11 protein-coding genes and 1 pseudogene are annotated in these 15,987 nt (G+C 69.7%); 3 read left to right on the top strand and 9 right to left on the bottom strand.

What is annotated here, in order from left to right; translation table 11 throughout:
• The 6 genes from nifA to AC2W7M_RS07915 form a co-directional block, all read right to left on the bottom strand.
• Nucleotides 1–1,649 (bottom strand): nif-specific transcriptional activator NifA (gene nifA, locus AC2W7M_RS07940; protein ID WP_486131480.1); only part of this gene is annotated, 1,649 nt, incomplete at its 3' end.
• 513 nt (nt 1,650–2,162) lie between these two features.
• Complete coding sequence (locus AC2W7M_RS07935; protein ID WP_486131478.1) at nt 2,163–3,590, bottom strand: putative bifunctional diguanylate cyclase/phosphodiesterase; 1,428 nt, start codon at nt 3,588–3,590, stop codon at nt 2,163–2,165.
• Nucleotides 3,578–4,516: a hypothetical protein gene (locus AC2W7M_RS07930; RefSeq protein ID WP_486131476.1), complete on the bottom strand. Its 939-nt coding sequence runs from the start codon at nt 4,514–4,516 to the stop codon at nt 3,578–3,580. Before AC2W7M_RS07930 ends, AC2W7M_RS07935 begins: the two co-directional genes overlap by 13 nt.
• Before the next feature lie 185 nt (nt 4,517–4,701).
• Complete coding sequence (locus AC2W7M_RS07925) at nt 4,702–5,697, bottom strand: Hsp33 family molecular chaperone (protein ID WP_486131474.1); 996 nt, start codon at nt 5,695–5,697, stop codon at nt 4,702–4,704.
• A 55-nt stretch (nt 5,698–5,752) separates the two neighbouring features.
• The gene (gene argF / locus AC2W7M_RS07920; RefSeq protein WP_486131472.1) at nt 5,753–6,538 is read right to left on the bottom strand and encodes an ornithine carbamoyltransferase; all 786 of its coding nucleotides are present in this window, start codon (nt 6,536–6,538) and stop codon (nt 5,753–5,755) included.
• Between the two features lie 214 nt (nt 6,539–6,752).
• On the bottom strand, nt 6,753–7,955 hold the full coding sequence (locus AC2W7M_RS07915; RefSeq protein ID WP_486131470.1) for an acetylornithine transaminase: 1,203 nt from the start codon (nt 7,953–7,955) through the stop codon (nt 6,753–6,755).
• 538 nt (nt 7,956–8,493) lie between these two features.
• Between AC2W7M_RS07915 and AC2W7M_RS07910 the strand changes: the two genes are divergently transcribed.
• Nucleotides 8,494–9,015 (top strand): GcrA family cell cycle regulator, encoded by a 522-nt coding sequence (locus AC2W7M_RS07910; RefSeq protein WP_486131469.1) that lies wholly within the window; start codon nt 8,494–8,496, stop codon nt 9,013–9,015.
• A 366-nt stretch (nt 9,016–9,381) separates the two neighbouring features.
• Here AC2W7M_RS07910 and AC2W7M_RS07905 read toward each other — a convergent pair whose 3' ends face one another.
• Both AC2W7M_RS07905 and mnmA read right to left on the bottom strand, forming a co-directional pair.
• Nucleotides 9,382–10,029 carry a class I SAM-dependent methyltransferase gene (locus tag AC2W7M_RS07905; protein WP_486131467.1) on the bottom strand — a complete coding sequence of 216 codons (648 nt, stop codon included), beginning with the start codon at nt 10,027–10,029 and terminating at the stop codon, nt 9,382–9,384.
• 59 nt (nt 10,030–10,088) lie between these two features.
• Nucleotides 10,089–11,260, bottom strand: a pseudogene (mnmA, locus tag AC2W7M_RS07900) (tRNA 2-thiouridine(34) synthase MnmA).
• Nucleotides 11,261–11,494: 234 nt separating this feature from the next.
• Here mnmA and AC2W7M_RS07895 point away from each other — a divergent pair.
• Both AC2W7M_RS07895 and AC2W7M_RS07890 read left to right on the top strand, forming a co-directional pair.
• Nucleotides 11,495–13,171, top strand: a complete 1,677-nt coding sequence (locus AC2W7M_RS07895; protein WP_486131465.1) for an electron transfer flavoprotein-ubiquinone oxidoreductase — start codon at nt 11,495–11,497, stop codon at nt 13,169–13,171.
• Nucleotides 13,172–13,528: 357 nt separating this feature from the next.
• Nucleotides 13,529–15,223, top strand: a complete 1,695-nt coding sequence (locus tag AC2W7M_RS07890; protein ID WP_486131463.1) for a formate--tetrahydrofolate ligase — start codon at nt 13,529–13,531, stop codon at nt 15,221–15,223.
• 94 nt (nt 15,224–15,317) lie between these two features.
• Here AC2W7M_RS07890 and AC2W7M_RS07885 read toward each other — a convergent pair whose 3' ends face one another.
• Nucleotides 15,318–15,671, bottom strand: coding sequence for a DUF1428 domain-containing protein (locus AC2W7M_RS07885; RefSeq protein WP_486131461.1), 354 nt, complete (start codon nt 15,669–15,671; stop codon nt 15,318–15,320).
• Nucleotides 15,672–15,987: the final 316 nt, after the last annotated feature.

Raw genomic sequence — 15,987 nt, 5'->3', positions numbered from 1 at the left:
GGGGCGACCGACGGCGCCGGGACCGGCATCGCTCCGGCCTCGCCGATCTCGGTGGGCGCGGGGCGCACGCTGGGCCGCGCCACCACCGGCAGCGGGATGTCGATGGGCCGGCGCGAGGCCGGCGGCGGCGAGCTCTTCCACAGCAGCGCGGAGAGGCACTCGTTCTGGGCGCAGGCGAAATCGGCGGCGCCGATGGCGGCGCCCTGCGCCAAAGTGGCGGTGCGCTGCACGCAGTTCTCCAGCTCGCGCACATTGCCGGGAAAGCCGCAGCCCATGAGCACTTCCAGGGCGTCGCGCCCGAAGGAAAGATCGCGGCCATTCTCCTTGTTGAAACGGCCGAGAAACTCGCCGGCGAGCAGCGGAATGTCCGAGCGCCGGTCGCGCAGCGAGGGCACCAGGATCGGGATCACCGTGATGCGGTAGTAGAGGTCGGCGCGGAACTCGTTCTTGGAGACCGCCTCTTCCAGGTTCTTGTTGGTGGCGGCCACCACGCGCACGTTCACCTTGATGGTCTGGGAACCGCCGACCCGCTCGAACTCCTGCTCCTGGAGCACGCGCAGGAGCTTGGCCTGGAAGGCCGGGGAAATCTCGCCGATCTCGTCGAGGAACAGCGTGCCCTTGTCGGCCAGCTCGAAGCGCCCCTTGCGGGCGCCGACCGCGCCGGTGAAGGCGCCCTTCTCGTGACCGAACAGCTCGCTCTCCAGAACGCTCTCCGGCAGCGCCGCGCAGTTGACCTTGATGAATGGTCCCTTGGCGCGGCTGGAGAGTTCGTGGATCGCCTTGGCGATCAGTTCCTTGCCGGTGCCGCTCTCGCCGCGCAGCAGCACGGGGGAATGGGACTTCGCGACGATGGTGATCTTGTCGAGCAGCTGGCGCAGCTCCGGGCTCTCGCCGATGATGCCGTCCACCAGCACCCGCTTGCGCTCGCGCACCGCCGGCTTCAGGGCCGACAATTCCTTCTGCAGCCGCCCGCTTTCGGCCATCAGGCGCTCACGGTCACGCGTCACCACCCGGTGCAATTGCACGGTCTGGGCGATCAGGTTGGCCACCATGGTGAGGAAGCGCACGTCGGAATCGAGCCGGAACACCGACCGGCCATCCCACACCCGGTCGATGGTGAGGGTGCCGATCACCCGGCCGCCGACGCGGATCGGCACGCCGATGAAGGAGACCCGCACCTCGTCGGTGGCGCCGAGCGCCATGGCGTCGGCGGGGCTGAAGGCGGGGTGGGTCGCCACGTTCTCGGCCACCAGCGGCACCGCGGTGGCAACGATCTGGCCGATCGCCTTCTCCGGCAGGCGCGCGCGGTAGCGCTCGTCCGTGCCCTCGTTCCAGCCGACGCCGACGGTGATGTCGGGAATGCCGTCGTCGGCGAGCAGCGAGATCACCCCGTGCCGCATCTGCATGAAGGAGGAGAGCAGGTTGACCACGCTGGCGAGGGTGGTCTCCAGCCGGTTCGGCGCGGTCAGGATCTTCGAGATTTCGTAGATGCCGGTCAGCGCCACGTCGCTCAAGGCGACCAGCGGCACCTGCGGGGCGGGATGCCCATTGGCGTGGGCGGCGGGAAGAACCGCGGAATGGATACCGCTCTGGGCACTCGCCGGAGCACCCGCATCGCGCGCGGAAAAGACGGTCTTGTCGTCGATCATGGCACGGCCTCCGTCACCCTAGGGCGGTTCCTCCGTCGGCTTTTGTCTGATTACGGACACTTTGATTTAGATTTATTCGCATGTCGTGCTCATCGTGACGGCATGCGAGCCTATTAATTAGGCTTATATTGATATTGCTTGTTTATTTGGCTTGAGGGCCCGCAAGCGCTCGGAAGATTTCCGATCTGAGACGTCATAATGCCGCATCTTCAACGGTTTGCGGGCAGCTTGCGGCGGCTCCGGGCGCGACCAAAGTCGCAGCCCTTGGGGCACGATTCGCAGGTTCGGCGGGGAATGGCATTGCGCCACCCCCCGCCTGTCCTCCGGCTTCCCTCCCCCTTCCCCGCGCCGACGTGCGGGGAATTCGGCCCGCAACCGGTTGCGGAACGAGGGGATGGAGCAAGATCGGGGCCGCCGACGGCTTCCGGCAAGCCATTGAATAAAAGGTCATTTGGGGCGGGCGCGGAAAATCCCCCCCTGTCGCAGTCACGACATGGGGCGCTCGTCAGGCAATCAGGGCGACGCGCGCAGCCAGGGTCTGCGGCCCTCGGCGCGCAGAAAGGCCGACACGTCGGCCGCCGGCATGGGGCGCGCGAAGAGATAGCCCTGCGCCAGTTCGCAGCCCCGGGCCTTGAGGAAGCGGGCCTGCCCCACGGTCTCCACGCCCTCGGCCACCACCTGCATGCCGAGATTGCGGCCGAGTTCGATCACCGCGCAGACGATGGCCGTGTCGAAGGCGTCCTGCTCGATGTCCTTCACGAAGCTCTGGTCGATCTTGATGGTGTCGATGGGCAGTTGCTTCAGGTGCGTGAAGCCCGCATAGCCGGTGCCGAAGTCGTCGAGCGCGATGCGCACACCGGCCCGATAGAGTTCGTCCAGGATCGGCGCCACGAAGTCGGAATTGCGTCCGAGAAACACCGTCTCGGTGATCTCCACGTCGAAGTGGTGCGCCTCGACGCCGGCGGCGTGGAAGTGGCGCAGCAGCGAGGTCCCGAGTTCGCGGTGAGTGAACTGGGCCGGCGAAACGTTGATCGCCACCCGCCCGATCTCGTAGCCCGCCTCCAGCCAGCCGCGCACGTCCGACGCGACGCGCCGCGCCATGCGCTCGCCGATGGTGAAGGCCAGTTCCGCGTCCTCCATGGCCAGGCTGAAGGCCGCGGGGGCGAGCACCGTCTGCGCGTCGCGGCGCCAGCGCACCAGCGCCTCGAAGCCGATCAGCCGGCCGGTGGCGAGGCTGATCTTCGGCTGGTAGTAGGGGTGGATCTGGTCTTCGGCGAGGGCGGCGGCGATGTCGCGCGAGAGCGAGACGCGCTCGGAGACCGCATGGCGCATGGCCGGCGCAAACACCACCGCCCGGTTCCGCCCCTGCTGCTTGGCGGTGTAGAGCGCGAGGTCCGCATCCTTCATCAGCTCGGCCGGGGCCAGGTCGTGCTCCGGGCAGGCGGCGATGCCGACGCTAGCGCGGGTGGAGAGCTGGCGCCCCTCGTGCTGCACCGGCCGGCGCAGTTCCGAGATGATGGCCTGGGCGAGGCGCTGGCCGGCGGCGAGCGCGTCCCTGGCGCGCAGCAGCACCACGAATTCATCGCCGCCGAAGCGCGCCAGCGTGGCCCGCTCGCCCACCACGAGCGAAAGCCGGTGGGCGGTCTCCATGATGAGCACGTCGCCGGCGTCGTGGCCGAGCGTGTCGTTCACGTCCTTCAGGCCGTCGAGATCGACCATCAGCAGGCATACGCCCTGCTCCAGGCGGCGTTCCCGGAAGGCCCGCTCGAGGTGGTCCTGGAAGGCGGCGCGGTTGGGCAGGCCGGTGAGGGCGTCGTGCGCCGCCGCGTGGCGCGCCTTCTGCTCGGCGGCGAGGCGCTCGGAGAGGTCGATCACCGCCGCGACGATGCAGGGCGTGCCCTCCATCTCGGTCAGGCGGGCGGCCAGCATCACGTCGCGCATGCTGCCGTCCGCGAGCCGGATCCGGTCTCGAAGCCGCTGAGGGAGCCTTCCGCCTCCAGGTGCCGCACCAGGCGCTCGCGGATTGCGGGGTCGTCATAGACCCGCAGGATGCTGGTGCCCAGATGCTTGCTCTCGGGGGCGCCGTAGAAGCGGGCGGCCACGTCGTTGTATCTGAGGATCCGCCCGTCCTTCAGGGTGGTGACAACGAGCGGCACCGGCACCGCCTGGAAGGTCTTTTCCAGGATGTTCTCGCTCTCGGAGAGGCGCGCATTGGCGCGGCGCTCGGCCTGGATCGCGGCCCATTGGCGCCGGTCGAGCCGGTTGGCGCGCGAGACCATGAGCAGCAGCGCCCAGTTGAGCACCGCCAAAGCGAGGCAGAGCCCGACGCCAAGGCGCCAGCCGGCCGCAGGGTCGATATAGCCCGCGAGCATCAGCACGCTGGCGCCGACGCCGCCGATCAACGTCCACAGAAAGGGCAGCGGCACCGTCAGGTAGAACACCATCGGCAGCAGCAGCACCACGAACAAAGCAAGGTCGCTGCGCGAACTGACCAGCACCGCCACGCCGGCCGCCGTCACCCACTGCCAGAGCACGGAGATGAGATAGATGCCGCGGACGGACACGGCGGTCTGCGCCAGGCCGAGGCACAGCAGCGAGACCGCAACCACGGCGAGGCGCGCGGGAATGGCGACGTAGAAATGGTCCGTGCCGGCAAAGCGCCAGTCGCTCACCAGGAAGGCCGCGTTGAGCGCGGTCGAAAGCGCGAACAGGAGGCGCGCATTGCGGCGGAAGTCGGCGAAGCGGTCGATCCGGAAGCGTCGCTCAAGCGCGCGGTCGGCGAACTCTCCGCCCAGCGGCGTCAGCCGGGGTTCACTCGCCGCCGTCGCGGCGTCGGCTTCTCGATGATCCTCCGGGCCGCGTGTCATCGATGTCCCTACCCCCGCACGGCGAAGCAGCGCGAATGGTGCCTTTTGCTCGGCGTCCGCGCCAGCGGGAAGTCCGCTGGCCGGTCCGGGGCAAGGCCGGCCTGCATGGTCCGCGGGACGGCTTGGCCTCGGAGGGTGTCCTCTCCGGTTGGCCCCTGCCCGGTCCGTTGCTCCGGACGTGCGCCTTAGGAGTGCGTCTCGCCCAGGACTTCCTCGGCGGAAAAGCCGTAGACGCGGCCGCAGAACTCGCAGGTGACGGTCACCTTACCGTCGTCCTGGATCATGTCGCGCCGCTCGTCACGGGTGAAGGAGGCGAGGACGCCGGCGACGCGCTCGCGCGAGCAGGAGCAGTGGGCCGCCACCGCGAGGGTGTCGAACACGCGCACGCCGCGCTCGTGGAACAGGCGATAGAGCAGGCGTTCGCTGGACAGGTCGCGGTCGATCAGCTCCACGTCCTCCAGCGTGCCGACCAGCGAGCGCGCCTCCACCCAGGCGTCGTCCTCCGCCAGTTCGTGCGGCTCGGCGCCCTCCGGCGCGTCGCCTCCCGGCAGGTCGGCCATGCGGGCGCGACTCGCGTCCTGCGGCAGAAACTGGGCGATGAGCCCGCCGGCGCGCCAGGAGGAGGCGGCGCCGCCGGCGCGCACCTCCTCGCCCACGGCGAGGCGCACGCGGGTGGGAATCTGCTCGGACTGCATGAAATACTCATGCGCCGCCGCCTCCAGGCCCGAGCCGTCCAGCGCCACCACGCCCTGGTAGCGGTTGGCGGAGATGCCCTGGTCGATGGTCATGGCGAGGTGGCCCTTGCCCAGCAGCGCCGCCGGGGAGGTGGCGTTGCGGGTCTCGGCCTCGGCGAGCGCGTCCTTGTCGAAGCGGGCATAGGCACGGATCTTGTCCGGGCTCACGAAGTCCGCAACCACCATGTCCACCGGCCCGTCAGTCTGGGTCTGGAGGATGAAGCGGCCCTCGAACTTCAGCGACGATCCGAGCAGCACGGCGAGCGCCACCGCCTCGCCGACCACGCGCTTCACCGCCGCCGGATAATCGTGATGCGCCAGCACCGCATCCAGCGTCGGCCCGAGCCGTACGGCGCGGCCGCGCAGGTCGAGCGCATCCACCTGGAACGGGGTGATGATGTCGTCCGTCGCCACGCCCGAGGCGCTCCGAGACCGCTCAGCACCCATGATGAGACCTCACCCGCGCTTTTCTTGCCGCTTTTCTTGCCGCTTCACCCGCCGCTCATCGGCCGGCCGCGTCGAAGCACCAGGCGAGGATGCCCTTCTGCGCGTGCAGCCGATTCTCGGCTTCATCGAACACCACGGACTGCGGCCCGTCCATCACTTCGTCGGTGACTTCCTCGCCGCGATGGGCCGGCAGGCAGTGCATGAAGATGGCGTCCTTGCGGGCGCGCGCCATGAGGGCGGCGTTGACCTGGTAGGGCTTCAGCAGATTGTGGCGCAGCCGCTCGGCCTCCTCGTCGCCCATGGAGACCCAGGTGTCGGTGAGGACGCAGTCCGCGCCTTCCACCGCCTCCTCGGGGTCGCGCATGAACGTGACCTTGGCCTTGTTGCGCTTCACGAAATCCCGGATCGCCGGGCTCGGCGGCAGTTCCTTGGGCGTCGCCACCGTCATCGCGAAGTCGAAGCGCTCGGCGGCGTGGATCCAGGAGGCGAGCACATTGTTGAAATCGCCCGTCCAGGCCACCTTACGGCCGGCGATGGGACCGCGGTGTTCCTCGAAGGTCATCACGTCCGCCATCACCTGGCAGGGATGCGACAGGCGCGTGAGGCCGTTGATGACCGGCACGGTGGCATACTGCGCCAGCTCCATCAGGTCGTCATGCTCCAGGATGCGGATCATGATGGCGTCGACGAAGCGCGACAGAACGCGGGCGGTGTCGGCGATGGATTCGCCGCGTCCGAGCTGCATCTCCTGGCCGGTGAGCATGATCGTCTCGCCGCCGAGCTGGCGCATGGCGAGGTCGAACGACACGCGGGTGCGGGTGGAGGGCTTGTCGAACACCATGGCGAGCGACTTGCCGGCGAGCGGGCGCGCCTCGTCGCCGCGCGCCGCGCGCCGTCAGTCTTGGACAGTTCCAGCACGCGCCTGAGCTCGCCGGCCGGGATATCCGACAGGTCGAGGAAGTGGCGCGCGCCGCCAGACACGACCGCCGCCGTGCCGTTGGTCTTGGCATGCCCGTTGGCCTTGCCGATCGCCGCCCTGGTCTTTCCGCCGGCCTTCATTCCGCCGCCCCCCTGGTCGGAGCGAAGCTCTTCTCCAGCCTGACGCAGGCCGCCTCGATCTTGTCGGCGGCCAGCAGCGCCTCCTCCTCGCTCACATTGAGCGGAGGCAAGAGCCGGACCACATTGTCGCCGGCACCGGGGGCGAGCAGCCCCTCCTGGCGCAGCGCCACCACCAGGTCGCCCGCCGGCACGTTGGCCTTCAGGCCCATGAGGAGGCCCTGACCGCGCACCTCGGCGATGATGGCGGGATGCCGGTCCTTGATCTCTGCAAGCCGCTGGGTAAAGCGCCCGGCGACCGTGTTCACGTGGTCGAGGAACCCTTCGGCCAGCACGTGGTCGAGCACCGCATTGCCCACTGCCATGGCGAGCGGGTTGCCGCCATAGGTGGACCCGTGGGTGCCGAGCGTCATGCCCTTGGCCGCCTCCTCGGTGGCGAGGCACGCGCCGAGCGGGAAGCCGCCGCCGATGCCCTTGGCCACCGCCATGATGTCGGGGGTGATGCCGGCCCATTCGTGCGCGAACAGGCGCCCGGTGCGGCCGACGCCGGACTGCACCTCGTCCAGCACCAGCAGCAGACCGTGCTCGTCGCACAGCGCGCGCAGGCCCTTGAGGAAGGCGATCGGAGGCACGCGCACGCCGCCCTCTCCCTGCACCGGCTCCACCAGGATGGCGCCGGTCTCGGGCGTGATCGCCGCGCGCACCGCGTCGAGGTCGCCGAACGGCACCTGGTCGAAGCCCGGCAGGTCCGGGCCGAAGCCTTCCAGATATTTCGCGCTGCCGCCGGCGGCGAGCGTCGCCAGCGTGCGGCCGTGGAACGCGCCCTCGAAGGTGATGATGCGGTTCTTCTCCGGATGGCCCGACGCGTACTGGTATTTGCGCGCCATCTTGATGGCGCATTCCAGCGCCTCGGCACCGGAATTGGTGAAGAACACCGTGTCGGCGAAGGTCGCCGCGCGCAGCCGCTCGGCCAGGCGCTCGCCGCCGGGAATGCGGAACAGGTTCGAGACGTGCCACAGCTTGTCCGCCTGCGCGGCGAGCGCCGCCGCAAGGCCGGGATGGGCATGGCCGAGGATGTTCACCGCGATGCCGGCGGTGAAGTCGAGAAAACGTCGCCCGTCCGTCGTGACGAGCCACGAGCCCTCTCCCCGTTCAAATTCGAGGTCGATGCGCGCATAGGTCGGCAGGACGGCGGAGATCACGGCTTCCTCCAGTGCGGGGCGGACCCGCCACCCGTGCCCTTCAAGACATCGCTTCCTTCAAGACGCGGTCTTCGAGGCCCGTGCGGACGGAGACTACCCCTGAGCCGGCTCGTAGGTGGCCGGAAACTAAAAAGGGCCGCCCAAGCGGGGGGCGGCCCGACAACTTTGGCAATACTAATGATCACGCGCGCGAGGTCAACATGGCGGCCGCCCGCTCCCGGATGGCGGGGGCGCGGTGCCGGGACCGGCAGTCCACAGAAAGGTGAGTCCCGCGTGCAACGACCTGGGGAAAACGGCCGGCCACCGAATCGGGAGCCTGTCCCCCTGCGCGTGCATATTGTAGGTTAATTTTCAGTTGGCCACGACATATCGTGCGCCACTCTTCCACGGGGCGGTGATTGTGGCCGACTCCCGCGCGATGACGCGCGGGGGCTCGCGGGAGGAGTCCGGCATGTCCGGGCGGCGTGGCGGCGCCGCGGCACAGCGTCCGGCGCCCTGTTTCCGGCGCCACCCAAGATGCGGCAGAAGGAGACGAGCCATGAGCTGGACCGACGAACGCGTCGAGCTTTTGAAGAAGCTTTGGGGCGATGGCCTATCCGCGAGCCAGATCGCGGGAGAACTGGGCGAAGTGACCCGCAATGCGGTGATCGGCAAGGTGCACCGTCTCGGTCTCTCCGGCCGAGCCAAGACAGCCCCCCTGGCGACGCGCCCGCGCAAGCCGGCGCGGGACGCCGAGCCGCGGCGCGACGAGCGCCCGCAGCGGCCCATGACCCACGGCAATACGGCGCTGGCGCCCGATCTGGAGCAGATGGCGGAAGAGGCCCCCGCCCCCGCGCCCCAGACCGCGGACAATGTGGTGCCCATGGGCCAGCGCTGCACCATCATGAACCTGACCGAGAGCACCTGCCGCTGGCCCATGGGCGAGCCGGGCACGGACGGCTTCTATTTCTGCGGCGGCAAGACCAAACAGGGCCTGCCCTATTGCGCCCACCATGCGCGCATCGCCTACCAGCCGGTGCAGGATCGCCGGCGCGACCGCCGTCTGGCCTATCTCGCCTGAGCAGGGCGCGTTCCGGTCCCACACAATGCGGTCACCCCCGGTGGGGGGCGACCGTGCCTCGAAAGCCCCCGCCTGGCGCTGTATTCAGCCTCGGGCCTTGCGGGCGACATCCAGCCTCGGACAGCGCGCGAGGATGACGGTTCCCGGGATCGGCGCCCTTTGCCTGTCACGGCGCCGCCGGAGGCCGCCCGGGCCGCGGGCGATCCAAAGTAGCGCCGCGCGGCGGTGCCCCGGACCTCGTGCCCTTGCTTTCGTGCTCTTGCTTTCGTGCTTTTGCCCGCACCCGGCCGTCTTGCACGGCGCTTTGCCTCGCCGCAGCAAATCGGCTTCAGGATGCCAAAGCGGCGTCCCTTGAGCCGTCGTCCGTCAGGCCATCGCCTTGCGGCGGATGCGCACCAGCTTGAAGAAGCCCACCGGGAACACCGGGCTCATCTCCACCACCTCCATGTCGGGGTGGCGCGCGGCCCAGGCCCTCAGGCGGCCGGCCTTGAAGGCGATGCTCCAGCCCACCCGCTTCACCAGCGGCGCCAGCGCCTGCTCGATGTGCATGGCCGGGCCGTCGTCGGCACCGAGCTTGGAGGCGATGACGATTTCGCCGCCGGGCTTCAGCACCCGGCGCATCTCGTCGAGCGCGCCCTCCGGGTCCGGCACCAGGGTGATGACGAAGGGCACGGTCACGGCGTCGAAGGTGGCGTCGGCGAAGCCGAGGCAGCAGGCGTCCATGGCGGCCAGAAGGCCCACCTGATCGAGCCCGCGTGTCACCTTCTTCTCCACCGCCTTCTGCAGCATCTCGAACGAGAGGTCGATGCCGCTGACCTGCGCGCCCTTGGGATAATAAGGCAGCACCAGCCCGGTGCCGACGCCCACTTCCAGGATCTGCGGACCGCAGGCGGCGGCGGCACGGGCGGCCTTGCGCTGGGCGTCCGCCAGCAGCTTCACATAGACCTTGTCGTAGATCGGCGCCCACTTGGCATAAGCGCGCTTCTGGCCTTCGAGATCGTACTGGACCGCCATCCCCCACCCCTCTCACGCCGTCTGTCGACCGCCACCTGGGCCGGCACCTGGGCCGGCACCTAGGCCACCTGCGCCACCGTGCCCGCGCCGCGTTCGGCACCGACGATGGTGCCCCCGCCCAGAAGGCGGGCGGCACCCGTGCCCTGATCGTAAAGCACGCATGCCTGTCCGGGGGCAACGCCCTCTTCGCCTACCGCAAGTTCCACCACCGGAGCACCGTCCGCCCAGGCAAGGCGCCCGGGCGCGGCGGCCGGGTGGAGCGCACCTTCACGTGCACCTCCTGCCCGGCGGCGCAGGCGTCCTCGAACCGGCCGTCGCCGAGCCAGTTCACGTCGGCGATGCGCACCGTGCGCACGGCGAGCGCCGCGCGCGGCCCCACCTTGACCTGCCGCTGGGACGCATCGATCCCCACCACGTAAAGCGGCTCCGGCGTGGCGATGCCGAGGCCCTTCCGCTGGCCGATGGTGTAGTGCATGACGCCGCGGTGGCGGCCGAGGACCCGCCCGTCGAGATGCACGATGTCGCCCGCCTCGGCCGCCTCGGGCCGCAGCCGCTCCACCACCTGGGTATAGTCGCCGCCCGGCACGAAGCAGATGTCCTGGCTGTCCGGCTTGTCCGCCACCTCCAGGCCGAACTCGGCCGCCAGCGCCCGCACCTGCGGCTTGGTGAGCCCGCCGAGGGGAAAGCGCAGCCGGGCGAGCTGCGCCGCCGTGGTGGCGTAAAGGAAATAGCTTTGGTCGCGGCCCTCCTCGGCGGCGCGGAACAAGGCGCGCCGGCCGTCCGGCAGGGCGCTGCTGCGGACGTAGTGGCCGGTGGCGAGCACCGCCGCGCCCAGCTCGCCGGCGGTCGCCAGGAGGTCGCGGAACTTCACGGTGCGGTTGCAGTCGACGCAGGGAATGGGCGTCGCGCCCGAGGCGTAGCTCGCGGCGAAACGGTCGATCACCTCTTCCTTGAAGCGGCTTTCATAGTCGAGCACGTAATGGGGAATACCGAGCCGGCGCGCCACTTCGCTGGCGTCGTAGATGTCCTGCCCGGCGCAGCAGGCCCCGGCGCGGTGGATCGCCGCGCCGTGGTCGTAGAGCTGGAGCGTGACGCCCACCACAGCGTAACCGGCCCGGGCGAGGAGCGCCGCCACCACGGACGAATCCACGCCGCCCGACATGGCCACCACCACGCGCGTCGCGGCGGGGTCGCCATCAATGTCGAGGAAGGGCAGATCGATCACGGGCATGGGCCGGGCAAGAACGGGAACGCGGGCGAGCCCATCATATAGGGCGCGCCAGGGCCGGCGCAATTCTCCCCGCGGGAAGCGCTGCCGGCACCGCCCCGGCACCCGGCGCGGGACCGGCTGCCCGTTCCGCCTGCCCAGCCATTGCCGCGCTGCGGAAACTGCCGAATTGTCATCGCGCCGCAACCGTGGAAGAACTCCAGGGAAAGCACGATGACGCATAGGGGAGCCTGAGGGATGAGCGAGGCCGAGCTGCCGGAACGCGAGGGCATGGATTACGACGTGGTGGTGGTGGGCGCCGGGCCTGCCGGCCTCGCCACCGCCATCCGCCTGAAGCAGCTCGCCGCCGAGCGCGGGTCCGATGTCTCGGTGGTGGTGGTGGAGAAGGGCTCCGAGGTGGGCGCCCACATCCTCTCCGGGGCCGTGATCGATCCGGTCGGCCTCGACGCGCTTTTGCCCGGCTGGCGCACCGAGGCGGACGCGCCGGTCTCGGTCCAGGTCACCGACGACCGCTTCTATTTCCTTGGCCCGGCCGGCGGCATCCGCCTGCCCAATTTCGCCATGCCGCCGCTGATGAACAATCACGGCAATTATATCGGCTCGCTCGGCAACGTCTGCCGATTCCTCGCCCAGAAGGCCGAGGCGCTCGGCGTGGAGATTTATCCGGGCTTCGCCGCCGACGAGATCCTCTATGACGGCAACGGCGTCGTCACCGGCATCGCCACCGGCGACATGGGCGTCAGCAAGACCGGCGACATGAAGGCCGAGTTCACCCGCGGCATGGAGCTGCGCGGCCGCTACACCGTGTTCGCCGAGGGCGCGCGCGGCCACCTCACCAAGCAGCTGATCGCCAAGTTCGACCTCGACCGCGACGCCGAGCCGCCGAAGTTCGGCATCGGCCTGAAGGAGCTGTGGAAGGTCAAGCCGGAGAAGCACAAGCCCGGCCTCGTCCAGCACGCCTTCGGCTGGCCGCTCGACGGCAAGACCGGCGGCGGCGCCTTCCTCTACCACATGGAGGACGAGCAGGTGGCGGTGGGATACGTGGTGCATCTCAACTACGAGAACCCGTATCTCTCGCCGTTCGACGAGTTCCAGCGCTTCAAGACCCACCCCTTCTTCCGCGACACGTTCGAGGGCGGCAAGCGCATCGCCTATGGCGCGCGCGCCATCACCGAGGGGGGCTTCCAGAGCGTGCCGCGACTCTCCTTCCCCGGCGGCCTGCTGGTGGGCTGCGCCGCCGGCTTCGTGAACGTGCCGCGCATCAAGGGCAGCCACAATGCCGTGCTCTCCGGCATGCTGGCGGCGGAGCATCTGGTGGAGGCGCTGGAGGCCGGCCGCGGCGCCGACGAGCTGGCGAGCTACGAGGCAGCCTGGCGCGGCTCGGCGGTGGGCAAGGACCTGAAGCGGGTGCGCAACGTGAAGCCGCTGTGGTCGCGCTTCGGCACCTTCCTCGGCATCCCGCTCGGCGCGCTCGACATGTGGACCAACACGCTGTTCGGCGCCTCGCTGTTCGGCACGCTCAAGCACGGCAAGACGGACGCGGCCTCGCTCAAGCCCGCCTCGCGCTTCAAGCCCATCGCCTATCCCAAGCCCGACGGGGTGCTGACCTTCGACAAGCTGTCCTCGGTGTTCATCTCCAACACCAACCACGAGGAGGACCAGCAGGTGCATCTCGTGGTGAAGGACATGGCGCTGCAGAAGGCCTCCGAGCACGACGTGTTCGCCGGGCCGTCCAACCGCTACTGCCCGGCGGGGGTCTACGAATGGGTGGAGGAAGGGGCCGACGCCCCGCGCTTCCAGATCAACGCGCAGAACTGCGTGCACTGCAAGACCTGCGACATCAAGGACCCGAACCAGAACATCACCTGGACCGCCCCCGAGGGCGGCGGCGGTCCGAACTATCCCAACATGTGAGACCGGCGGCGCCCGCCGCCGCCGGCACGCGGGATAACGGCGCGGCGCCGATTGCGCTTGCGGCGTCCCGCAGTGCATCGTGGATGCGTCCACAATCCGGCGCCTTTGGAGGGTGATCCCGGCCCGTAAATCGTACCGTCATCCCCCGGCTTGTCCGGGGGATCCACCTCACGGCAAGATCTGCGTCTGCTTGCGGACCCGCGGAGCAAGCCGCCGGTGGATGCCCCGGACAAGCCGGGGCATGACGGCTTCAGCAATCAAAGCGGTGTGCGGCGTCCCGTTGCAACATTCAGAGCCCGGGACAGGCCGCATACCGTTCCGCGTACCCAAGGGTCCCGCCCCAGAAGGTCCTGCCGCATGCATCAGCGAACCGCCCGCCCGATCGATCCCAACTCGGACGCCGCCATCGCCGGCCGGGTCACGCCGCTGCCGATCGAGGAGGTGGCCGGCAAGCTCGCCATCCCGCCCGAGGCGCTCTACCGCTACGGGCCGCATAAGGGCAAGCTGGCGCTCGACTTCGTCGGCGCGCTCGCGAACCGGCCGCGCGGCAAGCTGATCCTCGTCACCGCCATCAGCCCGACCCCGGCGGGCGAGGGCAAGACCACCACCACCATCGGCCTCGGCGACGCGCTGGCGCGGCTCGGCAAGAAGGCCGCCATCTGCCTGCGCGAGCCTTCGCTCGGGCCGGTGTTCGGCGCCAAGGGCGGCGCAACGGGCGGCGGCCACGCCCAGATCATCCCCATGCAGGACATCAACCTGCACTTCACCGGCGACCTGCACGCCATCTCGGCCGCCCACAACCTGCTGTCGGCGCTGATCGACAACCACGTCTACTGGGGCAACGCGCTGGAGATCGACACCCGGCGCATCGCCTGGCGGCGCGTCATGGACCTCAACGACCGCGCGCTGCGGCACATCACGGTCGGCCTCGGCGGGCCGGCCAACGGATATCCGCGCGAGGACGGCTTCGACATTACGGTGGCGAGCGAGGTGATGGCCATCTTCTGCCTCGCCGAAAGCCTGTCCGACCTGGAGGCGCGCCTTTCGCGCATGGTGGTGGCGCAGACCCGCGCGCGCCGCCTCGTCCGCGCCGAGCAGCTGGAGGGCGTGGGCTCCATGGTGGCGCTGCTGCGCGACGCCTTCCAGCCCAACATCGTCCAGACAATGGAGGGCACGCCGGCGCTCGTGCATGGCGGGCCGTTCGCCAACATCGCCCATGGCTGCAACTCAGTGATCGCCACCAAGAGCGCCCTGGCGCTCGCCGACTTCGTGGTGACGGAGGCCGGCTTCGGCGCCGACCTCGGCGCCGAGAAGTTCCTCGACATCAAGTGCCGGCAGGCGGGCCTGGAGCCTTCCGCCGCGGTGGTGGTGGCGACCGTGCGGGCGCTGAAGATGCACGGCGGCGTGCCGCTCAAGGAGCTGGGCACGCCGAACCCGGAGGCGGTGGCGCTGGGCGCCGGCAACCTCAAGCGCCACGTGGAGAACCTGCGCAAGTTCGGCCTGCCGGTGGTGGTGGCGCTCAACCGCTTCACCTCGGACACCGAGGCCGAGCGCGCGGCGGTCGCCGAGGCGGTGGCGCCGCTCGGCGTCACTGTCCACGACTGCTCGCACTGGGCGGACGGCGCGCCGGCGCCGAGCGCTGGCGCGCGAGGTGGAGGCGCTCGCGGCGACGCCGCGTCTTCCGCTTCCTCTATCCCGGACACCGCGCCGCTCGCCGCCAAGATCGAGACCGTGGCGCGGGAGATCTACCGCGCGGCGCGGGTGGAGTTCGCCCCCGCCGCGCGGGCCAAGCTCGCCGAGCTCGAGGCCCAGGGCTTCGGCGCCCTGCCGGTGTGCATGGCGAAGACTCAATATTCCTTCTCCGCCGATCCCTCTTTGCGCAATGCGCCGGTGGACCATGTGCTGCCGGTGCGCGAGGTGCGCCTTTCCGCCGGGGCGGGCTTCGTGGTGGCGCTGGCGGGCGATATCATGACCATGCCGGGCCTGCCCTCGAAGCCCGCCGCCCACGACATCTTCGTCACCCCGGACGGCATCATCGCCGGCCTGAGCTGAACGACGCCGCGGCCGGCCGCACACCGGGACAGCGCTCCCCTCCCAGTCCGGGCGGTCCGGGAGGGAGGGCGCGGCACATCCGCCGCTGCGCCCCCTATAGCTCGACCTTGGCCTCGAACCCGCCGAAGATCATGCGCCGGGTGTCGAACGGCATCTGCTCCATGGAGGCCTTGATGCGCTCGTCCGCCATCACCTTCGCCAACACTGCATCGCGTTGGGCGCGGTCGGCATAGACGATCCAGGAGAACACCACCGTCTCCTCGTCCGTGGCCTGAACCGCGCGGGGGAAGGAGGTCAGCTCGCCATAGGGCACGTCCTCGCCGACGCATTCCACGAAGGCGAGTGCGCCATAGCTCTTCCAGATCTCGCCGGCGGCGCGGGCGTGATCAAGATAGGCGCCGATCTTGTCCTTCGGCACCGGAACGACGAAGCCATCCACATACGACATGCGCTTGCTCCCTTGGCGCGGCTCGTGCCGCATGCCTCAAGGACGCAGGCCCACACCCCGCCCCGACACGCTTGGCCAAAAAATCCCCACGCCGGCTTAACCCGGCTTTATGCGGCGGCGGCCGATGCTGCCGCAGGGGCGCCCGGTTCGCGCTCTCCCGGCTCCTCACTTTCCGCCCATTTGGGTGGTGCAAGACGAGGGAATGGCCCGGCGCGGCGCAGAGAGGTGTCATCGATGGCGAAAGGCGGGCGCGGCGGGGACGGGGATGCGGCACGAGCCGGTGCTGGGGGCGCGCAGGCGTCGCCGGCCCGGGCGG

This window comes from Xanthobacter sp. BG11Y11_SDJG (genome assembly GCF_057364445.1).
Note: the sequence above shows the minus strand (reverse complement) of the source record. Positions and strands in the feature narration are given on the sequence as shown.

Coding starts and splice junctions, on each gene's coding strand:
- AC2W7M_RS07930 (WP_486131476.1), bottom strand. CDS start 4,516: ATGACACGCGGCCCGGAGGATCATCGAGAAGCCGACGCCGCGACGGCG.
- AC2W7M_RS07935 (WP_486131478.1), bottom strand. CDS start 3,590: ATGCGCGACGTGATGCTGGCCGCCCGCCTGACCGAGATGGAGGGCACG.
- AC2W7M_RS07890 (WP_486131463.1), top strand. CDS start 13,529: ATGCATCAGCGAACCGCCCGCCCGATCGATCCCAACTCGGACGCCGCC.
- AC2W7M_RS07925 (WP_486131474.1), bottom strand. CDS start 5,697: ATGGGTGCTGAGCGGTCTCGGAGCGCCTCGGGCGTGGCGACGGACGAC.
- argF (WP_486131472.1), bottom strand. CDS start 6,538: ATGGTGTTCGACAAGCCCTCCACCCGCACCCGCGTGTCGTTCGACCTC.
- AC2W7M_RS07895 (WP_486131465.1), top strand. CDS start 11,495: ATGAGCGAGGCCGAGCTGCCGGAACGCGAGGGCATGGATTACGACGTG.
- AC2W7M_RS07910 (WP_486131469.1), top strand. CDS start 8,494: ATGAGCTGGACCGACGAACGCGTCGAGCTTTTGAAGAAGCTTTGGGGC.
- AC2W7M_RS07885 (WP_486131461.1), bottom strand. CDS start 15,671: ATGTCGTATGTGGATGGCTTCGTCGTTCCGGTGCCGAAGGACAAGATC.
- AC2W7M_RS07905 (WP_486131467.1), bottom strand. CDS start 10,029: ATGGCGGTCCAGTACGATCTCGAAGGCCAGAAGCGCGCTTATGCCAAG.